This window comes from Lysobacter sp. 1R34A, from assembly GCF_051217035.1.
Taxonomy (GTDB): Bacteria; Pseudomonadota; Gammaproteobacteria; order Xanthomonadales; family Xanthomonadaceae; genus Lysobacter.
Genome location: NZ_JBPKJP010000033.1, coordinates 24,131 through 39,670, shown reverse-complemented (window position 1 = coordinate 39,670; position 15,540 = coordinate 24,131). Strand labels below are relative to the sequence as shown.

The following is a 15,540-nucleotide window of genomic DNA, read 5'->3' as shown; positions in this document are numbered from 1 at the left end:
CCTGCCAGCAGAACTGGAACGGCGGCGGCGGCGGCGGCGCGGGCGGCAGCTCGGCCGCGACCGGCCTGACCGCGGTCACCTTCAACAACGGCGTGCAGGCCGGCAACGGCGCGGCGCTGATCTGTTTCGCCCCGACCGAATTCGCGGTCGGCGGCTCGGCCGGCGGCCAGACCGGTCCGGTCACCCTCCAGCTCGCCGCGACCAACCCGGCCAGCTCGCAGCAGGTCGTGGTCGCGCAGGCCGCCACCAGCTTCGTCTTCCCGACGCGCCTGCCGCAGGGGGCCAACTGGAATGTCGGCGTGCTCGCCAACCCGGCGGGCCAGTTGTGCACGGTCAATCCCAGCAGTGGCCTGGCCATCGCCAGCGACGTCACCAACCTCGTACTCAGCTGCGCGACGGTGGCGGTGACGGTCAATCCGGCCACCTTGCCCAACGGCGCGCTCGCGACCGCGTATTCGCAGACCCTCAACGCGACCAGCGCCAACGGCGGTACCGCGCCGTACACGTTCGCGGTCAGCGCCGGCGCCTTGCCGGCTGGCCTGAGTCTGTCCAACGCGGGCGTGCTGTCGGGCACGCCGACCGCCGCCGGCAGTTTCAACTTCACCGTTCAGGCGACTTCTAACAACGGCTTCAGCGGCACTCGCGCCTACACCTTGACGATCGCGCAGGGCAGCCAGGCGATCACCGCCTTCGCCGCCAACCCGGCCGCGCCGGTGTACGCGCCGGGCGGCACGTTCACCGTCTCGGCCACCGGCGGCGCCTCGGGCAATCCGGTCGTGTTCGCCACCACCACGCCGGCCGTCTGTACGGTCGCCGGCAGCACCGTGACCATCGTGGCCGCGGGCAGTTGCGCGCTGACCGCCAACCAGGCCGGCAATGCCAACTACAGCGCCGCGCCGCAGGCCACGCTGGCGGTAAGCATCGCGACCGCCAGCCAGGCCATCACCGCATTCGCCTCCAACCCGGCCGCGCCGGTGTACGCGCCGGGCGGCACGTTCACCGTTTCGGCCACCGGCGGCGCCTCGGGCAATCCGGTGGTGTTCGCCGGCACCACCCCGGCGGTCTGCACGATCAGCGGCAACACCGTCAGCATCGTCAGCGCGGGCACTTGTTCGCTGACCGCCGATCAGGCCGGCAACGCCAATTACGCCGCCGCCCCGCAAGCGGTCCTGGACGTGGCGATCGGCGTGGCGACCCAGTCGATCAGCAACTTCGCCGCCAACCCGGCCGCGCCGGTGTACGCGCCGGGCGGCACCTTCGCGGTGTCGGCCACGCCCGGTCTGTCGACCAGCCCGGTGGTATTCGGCAGCGCCACGCCGTCGGTGTGCACGGTGGCCGGCAGCACGGTGTCGATGGTCACGGCCGGCACCTGTTCGTTGACCGCCGACCAGGCCGGCGACGCCAACTACAGCGCCTCGCCGCAGGTGACCCTGGACGTGGCGATCGCGCTCGCGGCCCAGGCGATCACCGATTTCGCCGCCAACCCGGCCTCGCCGGTGTTCGCCGCCGGCGGCAACTTCACCGTCTCGGCCACGCCGGGCGCGTCGACGAGCCCGGTGGTGTTCGCCAGCAACACCACCTCGGTGTGCACGGTCGCCGGCGCCACGGTGACGATGCTCGCCGCGGGCACCTGTTCGTTGACCGCCGACCAGGCGGCCGACGTCAACTATAGCGCCGCGCCGCAAGTCGTGCTGGACGTGACCATCGGTGCGGCCGCCCAGGCCATCACCAGCTTCACCGCGAATCCGAGCGTGCCGGTGTATACCCCGGGCGGCAGCTTCACCGTGTCGGCGAGCGGCGGCGCCTCGGGCAACCCGGTGGTGTTCGCCAGCGCCTCGCCGACCGTGTGCTCGGTCAGCGGCAACACCGTGACCACGCTCGCCTCCGGTACCTGCTCGCTGACCGCCGATCAAGCCGGCAACAGCAATTACAACGCCGCGCCGCAAGTGGCGTTGCAGGTGACCATCAGCGGCGGCACGCCGACCCTGGCGTGGATCGGCGACATCGCCAAGACCGTCGGCGAGGCGGCCTTCGACCTGCCCGACCCGAGCAGCAACAGCGGCGGCGCCTTCAGCTTCAGCAGCGCCAATACGGCGGTGGCCACCGTCAGCGGCCGCCGGGTGACGATCGTCGGTTCCGGCGTGGCGACCCTGGTCGCGACCCAGGCGGCCAGCGGCAGTTATCTGCAGGCATCGATCAGCACCACCCTGACCGTGGCCGCGCGTCCCGACCCGACCCGCGATCCGAGCGTGGTCGGCGGCCTGCACGCGCAAGTCGACGCCAGCGTGCGCTTCGCCTCGGCGCAGCAGTCCAACATCCACGATCGTCTGCGCCAGCAGCGTTTCGCCGGCGCCAACAGTTCCAGCAACGGCGTGGCCCTCAATCTGAGCAGCCGCTCGGGCGGGGCGATGTCGCTGACCGCGGGCCAGGTGGCGTCGATCGAGCCGGTGCGCCTGCCGGAAGGCTGGGGCCTGTGGACGGCCGGCAGCATCACCAACGGCCAGCGCGAACGCAACGCGCGCAGCGACGGTTTCGACTTCCAGAGCGACGGCATCACCGTGGGCGCCGACTGGCGCGTCGGCGAGCGCTTCCTGTTCGGCGTGGCCGGCGGCTTCGGCTGGAACGACACCGATCTCGACGACGGCCGCTCCAAGCTCGACGCCAAGCAACGCGCGTTGTCGCTGTACGGCCTGTGGCGCCCGAGCGAACGCTGGTTCGTCGACGGCATCCTCGGCTGGGGCCGCCTGGACTTCGACATCCGCCGCTACAGCGCGACCGCCGGCGCCACCGCCAAGGCCGAGCGCGACGGCGACCAGATGTTCGGCTCGCTGACTGCGGGGTACGAACACGGCGGCGGCAGCGGCATGATGCTGACCGGCTACGGCCGCCTCGACAGCAGCCGCACCAAGCTCGACGGCTACCGCGAAACCGGCCTGGGCATCTACGACCTGAGCTACGGCTCGCAGACCGTGGAGAACAGCGGCGCTTCGCTCGGCATCGAGGGCAGCCTGCCGATCGTCACCACCCGCGGCAACCTGTTCCGTCCGTTCTGGCTGCTCGAATACCGCGAGGCCATCGACAACCGCAGCGACGTCAACCTCAACTACGTGGTCATGCCGGTCGCCAACGACTACGTGCTCGGTCTGCGCAGCTACGGCGACAACGCGCTGAGCTACGGCGCCGGCATGGACATGACCTTCTCCCGGGGTTGGAAGCTGTCGCTGCTGATGCGCCGCCAGCACGGCAGCGGCCAGGACCCGAGCACTAGCTTCGGTCTGCTGTTGTCGTTCTCGCCGAGCCTGCAATCCAGCGCGGCTATGTTGATGCCGAGCGCGCAGGACGTGGCCGACGCGCTGGACGCGACCGCCTCCGCGCAAGCGCCGGAGACCGGGCGCTGAGCGCCCGCGTCGAATAAGCGATAGGTTCGCCCGGCACCGCGCTTGCGGTGCCGGGCGACAGTTTCTGGGAGGTGCTCTGTTCGGGCAGCGGTGGCGGACTCCGACCGTCAACGCTCTACTGGAGAGTAGCGCCGCCCATCCACGGCTTGACAATAGCCTCGGGCACGCGAGAAGCTGCGCCAATTCGCGAAATGCCGCTCCAGTCCGCCATGCTTTCCGGTACGGGCGGGGTGTTTGCGCGAACAAGAGCGTGGGAACGTGGCGCATCCGCATGCCGGCCGGCGCTAATCCCTCGCAGGGTTGGGCGATCGTATTGCAGGATGCAGTTTTGGCAGCAGCCATCGCCAGCCGCGGCTCGAGCCGCCGTCGACCAGGGCAGCTTACTTACGCGCCCGCGATTCTTCCGTCTTCGCCAGGACGTCCAGCCGGGGCCTTCGGACATATCCGTAGTTCGGCGCCCGTGCGCCGGCTTAATCCGGAGCAACCCGAGCGCACGCCGGCATTCGCCCTGCATGGGCATTCCGCGGCTTTCTTCTCTTCTTCTCTTGCGTGCGCACGCGCCGATGCGCGGCGTTCCGCATGACTCTTTGACTCGTACGACGAGGGAACGATGTACACCGACGAACAAGTGCAAGCCGTAATAGCGACCCTGACCCGGCAGATGGCAGTGATTTTCGGCCAGGAGCTGGAGGCAGCGGGCCTGGAGATCGATCTGCTCAGCGACAACGCTCCTGGCTCCGCGACCGAGAAGATTCTCGCCGATATGTACAAGCGGGCGATGGTGAAATCGGCCGACCTGGTCGCGCTGTTCAATCTCGATCCTGGGTTGAACCAGAACGAGACATGGCAAGGGATTTACTCGCGCCTGAGTTTCGACCTCAATACGATGGTCGAGACCTTGCAGAAGGAAGGCACGACCGACTATGAGAAGCTCGGCGAGATCGTCGGCAAAATCAACACGATTGCCGGCGTGGACATTCCCGGCACAGACCAGACGGTAGGCGACGCCACCAAACTGGGCGAGTTTTTCGGGCTGGTGGAACAGAGCATCGGCCATTTCGACCTGATCGAGGCGGCGCGCAACCGCGACATCAGCAAGGTGCTGACTACCATCATCATGCTCCCGGTCGGCATGATGTCCGATGCGATCGATAACGCGGCGACGGTCACCGGGCCGTTCGGCTGGGCGCTCAAGTTCGTGGTCGGCTCGGTTCTGGATTTCGTCGAGGACAAGGTCGAGGGCGAGCTGGAGGAGTGGCTGGCCAAGAAAACCGCCAATCAGGAAGCGGCCTGGGTAATCGCGCGCTATACCGGGATGTATGGCAACGGCGCGTTCGACTACGGCGATATCCAGGCCGTCACCCAACTGGGTGGCGCGGGCGCGGACACGCTCACGGGCATCGCTGGCTCGAAGAACATCATCTCCGCCGGCGGCGGCGCGGACTGGGTGTTCGGCAGCGAGAACGACGATGCGCTGGGCGGCGGTTCAGGCGCAGACGAACTGTTCGGCAACGGAGGAAACGACCAGCTGATAGGCGGCGCCGACGGTGACGTGCTCGATGGCGGCGCAGGGGGTGACTACCTTGAGGGCGGTGCCGGTTTCGATACCTACCGTTTCACCGCCCAAGATCTCGCCGACGGCCGCAGCCAGGACGTTATCGTCGATAGTGACGGTCTGGGCAAGCTGATGTTCGGCGCGATCTCCATCGGCGATTACTCGGTCAACAACGTGACTCGCGACGGGCTGGGCTGGGAGACCTCCGATCGCAACTTCCGCCTGCAGGTAATCGACGGCAGTGAAGGACGCTCGCTGTTCATCCGCTATCGGCCGACTGGGGCCAGCATCGTCATCAGGGGCTGGGTCAACGGCGCCCTGGGCATTACCCTGCCGAACCTGGGGCAACCGGGCACTCCGGAAAACCCGTACTTGCTGACCGTCAACGACGATATCCTCGGGCGCGACGGGGACAAGGACGAGGCGACGGTGGTCAGCGGGGACGACACCATAGTCTCGCTGGGCGGCAACGACGGCGTGGACGGCGGCTACGGCGACGACTTCATCGATGGCAGCCATGGCGACGATCTGCTGCTCGGCGGTCCAGGTTCGAACAAGCTGCGTGGCGGCTTGGGCAACGACATCATTCTCAACTATTCGGTGGTCATGGACTGGCGTCGCTGGGACGATTCCATGGTGGGCACCGGCGAAAGCCTCGAAGATATCCATGCCCGCCTGAACGCGCGCGGCGACGTTATTGCCTATGGTAACGGGTGGTTCGTCTATAACGACCGCGGCCCGCGCAGCGACAACGCCCCCGACCATTTGTGGGGCTTGCAGATCGAGGCCTGGGGTCCGAACGATCACAAGCCCGAAACCGACGATATCTTCGTCGATCTCGACCCGAATCTGCACAAGAACGGCGACGACGAAATTCTCGCCGGCGAAGGCTCCGATATCGTCCATGGTGGCGAGGGCAACGACACCATCGAAGGCGATATCGGCAACGACCTGCTGGTAGGCGGCCGCGACAACGACTATATCAACGGCGGCGACGACGACGATTTGATCCTCGGCGACGATTTCACTCAGCCGGGCACCTACTTCGAGTACATCGGCAGTCGTTCTTCCAGCGGCTCCAACGTGTCGGGAAGCGATGTGCTGCTCGGCGGCAACGGCAACGATCGCATCTACGGCCAGGGCGGCGCCGACACGTTGTATGGCGGCGACGGCGACGACATCCTCTCCGGCGACCGGCTCGACGAAGGCATGCCGTATCGATTCCCGAACTCCGGCATCGGCGGCGGCGACTATATCGACGGCGGCGCCGGCAACGACTTCATCTACGGCGACGATGGCGCAGACACTCTGCTCGGCGGCGCCGGCAACGACACCCTGATCGGGGACTCGATCGTTATCGATCCTGCGCTGCACGGCGACGATCAGATATCCGGAGGCGCCGGAAACGATACTGTTTTCGGCATGAGCGGCAACGACGTGATCAATGGCGGCGACGGCGACGACATGCTGGTCGGCGACGCGGACTCATCGCAGTTCCCTCTACAGCACCACGGCAACGACAGGATCTACGGCGGCGCCGGCAACGACCAGTTGCAGGGCGGCGGCGGCAATGACCTGCTCAGCGGCGACGGCGACCAGGACAAGCTGTTCGGCGAGGAGGGGGACGACGATCTGCGCGGCGGCGACGGCCAGGACGAGCTGGTGGGCGGGATCGGCAACGATACACTCGACGGCGGCAGCGGCTCCGATGGCGCCTGGGGCGGCGACGGCGACGATCGCCTCCGCGGCGGTTCAGGCTGGGACCATTTATACGGCGAGACCGGCAACGACAGCCTCGATGGCGGCATCGGCGACGACAGGCTGTTCGGGGGAATCGGCAACGATCGCCTCGACGGCGGCGCCGACAAGGACTACCTCGATGGCGAGGAAGGCGACGACTTCCTCAACGGCGGGGACGGCGACGACCAGCTGAGCGGCGGGGAGGGGCGCGACCGCTTGTACGGCGGTAGCGGCAAGGATGAGCTGGCCGGCGAGGCCGGCGCCGATATTCTCGATGGCGGAAGCGGCGACGATGTGGTCGACGGCGGCGGCGGCGACGACGAAGTCAAGGGCGGCGACGGCAACGACCTACTGTTCGGTAACGAAGGCGCCGATCGTCTGGGTACCGATGCCGGTGACGATCGGCTCGCCGGCGGCAACGGTCACGACGTCTACGCTATAGAGCGCGGCTTCGGCCGCGACACGATCTTCGTTCCCTATGGCAACGACGACATGCGCGACGTGGTCGAGTTCGCCCTCGGGATCGCTACCGCCGACGTGACTTACACGGTATCGGCCGACGACCTGATCGTTGGCATCGTCGGCAGCGAGGATCGACTGACCATCGAGGATTTCTTCGCCGAAGTCGGCAACAAGGTCGACTTCAGGTTCGCCGACGGCACGTTGATCACCCGCGAGCAGATGTTCGGCCTGCTGGGCGTCGGTGCGCCGATCGGAGGCACCGACGGCGACGATCATCTGCGCGGTACCGAAGGCAACGATAATCTTTACGGCAAGTTCGGCAATGATCGCATCGAAGCCCTTGGCGGTAACGATTTCGTGGAAGGCAGCGACGGCGACGATACCATCGTCGGCGGTTCCGGCGACGATGTGCTGTCCGGCAGCGCAGGCAAGGACACCTATCTGTTCGAAGCCGGTTTCGGTACCGATCGGGTAGACCTGAAGAATTGGGTCTATGGCGAGGATGTGATCCGCTTCGGCGACAGCTTGTCGCGGCGCGATGCGAAAGGATTGCGGGTGGGCGACGACCTGTTCGTCCGCTTCGCTCGCCCGGACGGCGGCACCGATTCGGTGCAATTGCAGAATTTCTTCCTGCTCGGAAGCGACCGCCATGTCATCGAGTTCGCCGACGGCGTGCGTTGGACCTCCGCTGTCTGGGGCTACGAGCCTTTATGGACCGGCACCGCCGATGCAGACAACCATGTCGGCACGCAGTACGACGACAATTTAGATGGCGCCGGCGGCAACGACGTCCTGTACGGACAGGCCGGCAACGACCGCATCGAGGGAAATACGGGCGACGACTATCTGTATGGCGGCGACGGCGACGATCTGTTGCTGGGTAGCGACGGCAACGATGTCGCCGAAGGCGGGAATGGCAACGATCGTTTCGTTGGCATAGAGAATATCGTCGAGCATGCCGGTCAGGGCATCGACACGATGGTGATCAGCGGCGGCACCAATGCCGAGTATCGGATGGCCGACAACGTCGAGAACTTGGAGGCGACGTTCCAGGGAAGCACCGTCTACGACATCTGGTACCGCGGCAACGGCTTGGACAACACCATGACGGTGCTGTCTTCGGCCCACGGCACGGTGATCGACGGTGGCGCGGGCGCCGATCACATGATCTATCTCGGTAAGGGGGCCGCATTCCAGTTCTCACCCGTTACGTTCTGGATAGACAATGTCGGCGACACCATCGAGGTCCGAGGCGATTACCTCGACGTAAACGTTTCCAGCACGCTCGGCGGAGACTACGCCATGCAGGCGTTTCTCGATGGATATTTAACTTCCACAACGGCGGTCACCAGGATTATCGGAAACGCACTCGACAATACGATCGACGTGCGATACGCCGCGGGCGGCTCGCGTTTGATAGGCGGCAAGGGCAACGATACTTTCGTGGTCTCCGACCCGGGTTCCGTTGCGATCGAGGAACTGGCCGGCGGGGGTAACGACACGCTCGATTACCGCGGCAGCGCCGAGTCGGTCGATCTGCGAGCGCTGGCCAATATCGAGAATCTGAAGATGAATGGGCATGGTGTCGGGTACGGCAACGATGCCGCCAATCGCCTAGTCGGCAACAAGTACGGCCAGGATCTGTACGGCTTCGGCGGCGACGACGTGCTGATCGGCAACGGCGATTCGAACGATCATGGCTATGGCGTGCATCGTCTGTACGGCGGCGAAGGCAACGACACCCTCAACGATGGGGCGTCCTGGGCCGACGATGTCCTCGACGGCGGGTCGGGGGCGGATGCCATGTTCGGCGCCATGGGCAACGAGATATTCCATGTCGATAACCTCGGCGATACGGTCAGCGACAGCGGCTATCAAACCGGCGCGATCGGCAATGCCGACGCCGCCCACATATCGGTGGACGGCTATCGGCTACTTGCAGGCAGCGGGATCGAGACGGTGCGCCTGGTCGGGCAGGCCCGCAGCTTCATCGCCGACGAAGGCAACGACCTCTCTCTCATCGGCAACGAACACGACAATCTTTTCGATATCCGCGGCGGTAAGCACAGCGTGTCCGGCGATACGGGCAACGACATCTACCGGGTCGCGCGTTGGGCCGGCGGCGAGGTCAGCATCAACGATGTCGACGCGACCGCCGGAAATCTCGATCGGATCGAGTTCGGCGCGGGCATCGCCAGCACCGATATCGTCGAGGTGACGCGTACACCGTATGCGGTGTCGTTCGTCGTGATCGATCCGGTTGGCGGCGGACGCCAGGCCGTGAACTTCGACTACCGGCCCCAGGAGGGCAGGGGCATCGAAGAACTGGTGTTCGCCGACGGCTCGCGGATGAGCCTGCAACAACTGCTTGCCTTGTCCAACAGCGCGCCGATCTCCGGCGAAAGCATTCCATGGCAGGAGGCGGTGCAGGGTGAGCAGTATCGCTATACGTTGCCCGCTGACGTGCTCTACGATCTTGACGACGAAACGCTGAGCTACAGCTTCGACCGAGAGCTGCCGTCCTGGTTGAGCTTCGATGCGGCTACTCGGACGTTCTCCGGGCTCGCTCCGGCGGGCGACGGGCTGCCGTTGAGCTTCTACATCACGGCCACCGATCGCGCTGGACTGACCGCTTCGACGCAGTTCTCGCTGCTCGTCCTCAATGCGATCCGCGGCACTGAGCTGGGCGAGACATTGAGCGGTACCGCCAGCAGCGAGGTGATCTATGGGTACGGCGGCAACGATGTCTTTACCGGCGATTTGTACGGGGACCGTCTGATAGGCGGTGCCGGCGACGACACTTATGTTCTCGGCGACGCTTACGCCCAGGTCGTCGAAGACCAAGGCGGCGGCTACGACCATGTGCAAAGCAGCCAGTACCACGAGCTGGCCGCGAACGTGGAGAAACTTACGCTGACCGGAAGCGCGCACGTCGACGGTATCGGCAACGTCATGGATAACAGCCTGATCGGCAACGCCGGCCGTAACAGCCTGGTGGGCGGAGATGGCAACGACACGCTTGACGGCGGCCGTGGCACGGACACGCTGGTCGGCGGCGCGGGCAACGATATTTACCTCTGGAACAGTGCGTACGGCAGCGACTTGGTCGACGACCAGGGCGGCGGCAACGATGAGGTTCGTTTCGGCCTGACCGTGGACAAATTGCTGTTCAAGCGCGACGGCGACGATCTGCTGGTTTCCGCCGATCGCGGCACCACCATCGCGATCCGCGTGCAAGGCCACTTCCTCGGCGGCGACAGCGCGATCGAGGCGGTCTCCGGCACCGGCGGCGCGCGCCTGACCGCCGCCCAGATCGAGACGATGACCGCTGCCGGTTTCGACTGGAGCGGGCAAGGCACCGATGCTGGCGAGACCATCAGCGGCGGGGGCTTGCGCGACGCGCTGTACGGAAACGGCGGCAAGGACACTTTGTTCGGCTATGCCGGCGACGATCGCCTGGACGGCGGCGACGGCGACGACTATCTGGCCGGCGGCAACGGGTCGGCGGCCAATACCGGCAACGACCTGCTGATCGGAGGTGTAGGAGCCGATACCCTCGTTGGCGAGGATGGCAACGATCGGATGTTGGGCGGCCTGGGCGACGACAAATACGTCTACGGCGGTGGCCAGGACATCATCGACAACAGCGGCGGCGGCACGGACTGGCTGATGTTCAACAGCGCCGCCTACGCGGTAGAGCGCACCAGGCTGAGTTTCCATCGCGACGGCGACGACCTGCTGGTGCGCGTGGATGCGGACGCCGCCAAGCAAGTGCGAGTGCTCAAGCATTTCCTTGGCGGCGAATACCGGCTGGCCTATGTCCAGCCCGGCTCCGGCAGCGCGATTCCGGCCTCGCAATTCACGCTGACCCCCGCCAGTGCCGGCGCGAGTTCGGGCAGCAACGAGTATCGGCTCGAGGATTCGCTCGGCGACGCGGTTTTGTTTTCAAGCCTCAAGGACGGCTCAGGACGTTGGCTGGCGCCGACGATCGACCGCATGCCGTACGACATGCAGACACGGGCGCTGGTGTCGGCCATGGCAAGCTTCGGCGCGACGGACGGGATGGACAGCGGATCACCGATGCGCTCGGAGAGCGTAATGACGGCCATGGCCTTGAGCGCGCCGTTGTAGTTTTAGCCCACGCCCCGCGTACCGCGGCGCTGAGTGCCCGCGGGTAAGACAGTTTCGCCCGGCACCGCCCTCGCGGTGCCGGGCAACGCCGTCCCGCACAGGCAATGCTGCTCCCTGTGGTAGTGGCGGTGAGCCGCGACAACCAGAGCGGTGGTCGCGAGCGCAATTGCCCGAAGCCATGAAGGACCGGCTGCATTATGGGTCTGGTTTCGATGGCGCCGCAGCTTCGGATGCCGGCGTGGTAATGCACCGCTCTCGCCTGCCGCGGCATACGCCGTTCCTACAACGGATTGATGCGACGAAGGCTTAATCTGCCGCCGGCGATATGTTCACTGCGATGCTTTCCTGCAGATGTTCGCTGTGCCAAGTGCGGGGGCCACGAGCGTGCCCGGCGATATGCAGCACCGGATGCCGATGCCTTGGCTGGGTCACGATGAATTCCAGTTCGATCGTCGCACCATCGATCGCGATTTCCTATCGGATCGGTGGTTGATCGATCAGGGCGAGCAGTTGCGCAGGCGGCCTGGCCCGGATCGCTTCTAGTTCGCGCGCCAACGCGGCGTAGGCCTTGGCCGTGTCCATGGTTCGCCTCTGCGTCCTCTCTCGATAGTTGTGAGCGCGGCGCCGGAACGATTCGACGCCGCGCCGACCAACGGCGCCGGCTTATTCGACCGCCAGCCCCTCGACCTTCTGCCAGCCGCGCGGCAACAGGCCGCCGCGGGTGGCGCGGGCGCCGAGGTAGGGTTCCAGGTCCTTCCACGACAGGCTCATGGTGCGGGCGCCCGACTTGACGGTCAGGGTGCCGCCCGGAGCGACCACGGCGACCGCGATGACGCGTTCGGTGCCGAGCTTGGCCTTGGGGATGTCGATGATCTTGTTGCCCTTGCCCTTGTCGAGCTCCGGCAGCTCCGACACCGGGAAGGCGAGCAGGTGGCCGACGTTGGTCACCGCGACCACGCGATCTTGTTCGACGTCGCCGACCTGCGCCGGCTGCAGCACCTTCGCGTTCGGGGTCAGCGACAGCATCGCCTTGCCGGCCTTGTTGCGGCCGGTCAGGTTCTCGAAGCGGGTCACGAAGCCATAGCCATGACTGCTGGCGAGCACGAAGCGCGTATCGTTGTCGCCGGCCGCGAGCGCCTGGAACGAGGCGCCCGGCGCCGGCGAGAAACGGCCGGTCAGGGGCTCGCCGTTGCCGCGCGCCGAGGGCAGACCGTGGATCAGGGTCGAGTAGGACCGGCCGGTCGAATCCAGGAATGCGACCTGCTGGGTGCTGCGGCCGCGCGCCGCGCCGAGCAGGCTGTCGCCGTCGCGATAGCTCAGGGTGGCGGCGTCGATCTCGTGGCCCTTGGCCGCGCGCACCCAGCCCTTTTCGCTGATGACCACGGTCATCGGCTCGCTGGCGACCAGTTCGGTTTCCGACAGGGCCTGGGCGGCGTTGCGCGCGACCAGCGGCGAACGCCGCGCGTCGCCGAATTTTTTGGCGTCGGCCAGCAACTCGTCCTTGATCAGCTTCTTGAGCTTGGCCTTGCTGCCGAGGGTGGCGATCAGCTGTTCGCGTTCGGCGGTCAGTTCGTCCTGCTCGCCGCGGATCTTCATTTCCTCCAGGCGCGCGAGCTGGCGCAGCCGGGTTTCCATGATGTAGTCGGTCTGTTCTTCGCTGAGCCCGAAACGCTTCATCAGCACCGGACGCGGTTCGTCCTCGCTGCGGATGATGCGGATCACCTCGTCCAGGTTGAGGAACGCGGTCAACAAACCCTGCAACAGGTGCAAGCGGCGCTCGACCTTGTCCAGGCGGTGGGTCAGGCGGCGGGTGACCGTGTCGGTGCGGAAGCTCAGCCACTCGCTCAGGAAGGCCTTGAGCCCCTTGACCTGCGGCCGGCCGTCCAGACCGATCACGTTCATGTTGATCCGGTAGCTCTTCTCCATGTCCGTGGTCGCGAACAGGTGGCCCATGAGCTGTTCGACGTCGACCCGGTTGGAACGCGGCACCAGCACGATGCGGGTGGGGTTGGCGTGGTCGGACTCGTCGCGGATGTCTTCGAGCCACGGCAGCTTCTTAGCCCGCATCTGCGCCGCGATCTGTTCGATGACCTTGCCCGGCGAAGCCTGGTAGGGCAGTGCGGTGACGACGATGTTCGGGCCGTCTTTTTCGAAGATGGCGCGGGCGCGCACGCTGCCCAGGCCGGTTTCGTACATCGCCAGCAGATCGCTGCGCGAGGTGATGATCTCGGCCGGGGTCGGATAGTCCGGCCCCAGCACGTGCTCGCACAGGTCGCGGGTGGTCGCATCCGGGTCGTCGAGCAGGCGCACGCAGGCGCTGACGATCTCGTTGAGGTTGTGCGGCGGCACGTCGGTGGCCATGCCGACCGCGATGCCGGTGGTGCCGTTGAGCAGCAGGTGCGGCAGGCGCGCCGGCATCCAGGTCGGTTCTTCCAGGGTGCCGTCGAAGTTCGGAGTCCAGTCGACCGTGCCCTGGCCGAGCTCGCCGAGCAGCACTTCGGCGATCGGGGTCAGCTTGGACTCGGTGTAGCGCATCGCCGCGAACGACTTGGGATCGTCGCTGGAACCGAAGTTGCCCTGGCCCTCGACCAGCGGATAGCGGTACGAGAACGGCTGCGCCATCAGCACCATCGCCTCGTAGCAGGCGCTGTCGCCGTGCGGATGGTATTTGCCGATCACGTCGCCGACGGTGCGCGCGGACTTCTTCGGCTTGGCCCCGGCGTTGAGGCCGAGTTCGCTCATCGAGTAGATGATGCGGCGCTGGACCGGCTTGAGGCCGTCGCCGAGGAAGGGCAGGGCGCGGTCCAGGACCACGTACATCGAGTAGTCGAGGTAGGCGCGCTCGGCGTACTCGCGCAGGGGAATCTGTTCGAAACCGTGGAAAACCGGACGTACGGGATCAGTCATGGAACCTTGAGGCGGGGTAGGGCTGAGCCGGGATTCTAACCGGGGACGGCTGGGCCGATGTGGACGGGAGGTCGGAGGGCCGGGCCCTGGCCTTGCCAGGCGCTCGCCCGACGCGAGCCAGGTGCGGGCCAGGTGCGGGCCAGGTGCGGGCCGGCCGCGGCGCGAGGCGGTATTCTCGGCATCCGCGATCGCCCACGTTGAGACTGCCATGCCCTTGCGCGCACGCCTTCCCGCCTCGCTGATCCCGTGCCTGGCCTTGCTTGGGGCGAGTGCGCTGCCGGCGGCCACGGCCCAGGCGCCGGGGCGCGAGGTGCCGGTGTACGCCTACCGGGTGGTCGCGCGCTATCCGCACGATCCCGGCGCGTTCACCCAGGGCCTGATCTTCAAGGACGGCGTGCTGTACGAGAGCACCGGCATGTACGGGCGCTCGTCGGTGCGCAAGGTCCGGCTGACCGACGGCAAGGTGCTGGAGAAGACCGACCTGCCGGCCTCGGTGTTCGGCGAAGGCCTGACCGACCGCGGCCAGCAGTTGCTTGTGCTGACCTGGACCTCGCAGACCGGCTACATCGTCAAGCTGCCGGGCCTGGCGATGGCCGGCCGCTTCGCGTATCCGGGCGAGGGCTGGGGACTGGCGCGCTCGGCCGACACCATCTACATGAGCGACGGCACCCCGCAGATCCGTTTGCTCGACCCGCGCACCCTGCGCGAACGCTCGCGCATCCAGGTGACCTTCAAGGGCAAGCCGGTATCGCAGCTCAACGAACTGGAATGGGTCGAGGGCGAGTTGTTCGCCAACGTCTGGATGACCGACAGCATTCTCCGCATCGACCCGGGCAGCGGCCGGGTCGTCGGCCGCATCGACCTGGGCGGCCTGCTCGCGCGCCATGGCACCCGCGCGCCCGGCGCCGACGTGCTCAACGGCATCGCTTACGACGCCGCGCGCAAGCGCTTGTTCGTGACCGGCAAGTTGTGGCCGGATCTGTTCGAGATCGAACTGGTGCCACCGCTGCAGCGCGCCGCCAAGCCGCGCTGAACTGCGCGAAACAACGACCCGGAGAGACGGCGCATAGCGTCGCTCGTCGCTCTGTAGCGCTACGCCTGCGGCTCCTTCGGCGCGCGGCCGGTCGCCGCCTAACGCCGCGATCGATCCACGCGACCGTGCCGATAGGCACTGTCGCCGGGCGGGGCGATATGAAACCCGATGCGAACACCCGCGCCAGCTGACGAATTTGTCAGCCAAGCGACAGCGTGGCGTCCGCGGCCGCCGCCTAGAGTCATCGCACGGCCCGCTTTCCTCCCCCCGCGGGTCGTCGCGGCGCGCTCCGGCACGCCGCTCCATCGACCCGC

At 66.5% G+C, this 15,540-nt stretch carries 4 protein-coding genes; 3 read left to right on the top strand and 1 reads right to left on the bottom strand.

Annotated elements, in window-relative coordinates:
* The coding region (locus ACSAMQ_RS10120; RefSeq protein WP_435395529.1) for an autotransporter domain-containing protein at positions 1 to 3,398 on the top strand (3,398 nt) is incomplete at its 5' end.
* 610 nt (positions 3,399 to 4,008) lie between these two features.
* Positions 4,009 to 11,286 (top strand): calcium-binding protein, encoded by a 7,278-nt coding sequence (locus ACSAMQ_RS10115; protein WP_435395528.1) that lies wholly within the window; start codon positions 4,009 to 4,011, stop codon positions 11,284 to 11,286.
* Positions 11,287 to 11,949: 663 nt separating this feature from the next.
* On the opposite strand, the gene parC is transcribed toward ACSAMQ_RS10115, so the two are convergent.
* Complete coding sequence (gene parC, locus ACSAMQ_RS10110; protein ID WP_435395527.1) at positions 11,950 to 14,193, bottom strand: DNA topoisomerase IV subunit A; 2,244 nt, start codon at positions 14,191 to 14,193, stop codon at positions 11,950 to 11,952.
* A gap of 208 nt (positions 14,194 to 14,401) precedes the next feature.
* Here parC and ACSAMQ_RS10105 point away from each other — a divergent pair, with 208 nt between their 5' ends.
* The gene (locus ACSAMQ_RS10105) at positions 14,402 to 15,226 is read left to right on the top strand and encodes a glutaminyl-peptide cyclotransferase (protein WP_435395526.1); all 825 of its coding nucleotides are present in this window, start codon (positions 14,402 to 14,404) and stop codon (positions 15,224 to 15,226) included.
* Positions 15,227 to 15,540: the final 314 nt, after the last annotated feature.

Excerpts from the sequence above, each read along its gene's own strand:
- ACSAMQ_RS10115 (WP_435395528.1), top strand. The coding sequence starts at position 4,009 with ATGTACACCGACGAACAAGTGCAAGCCGTAATAGCGACCCTGACCCGG.
- parC (WP_435395527.1), bottom strand. The coding sequence starts at position 14,193 with ATGACTGATCCCGTACGTCCGGTTTTCCACGGTTTCGAACAGATTCCC.
- ACSAMQ_RS10105 (WP_435395526.1), top strand. The coding sequence starts at position 14,402 with ATGCCCTTGCGCGCACGCCTTCCCGCCTCGCTGATCCCGTGCCTGGCC.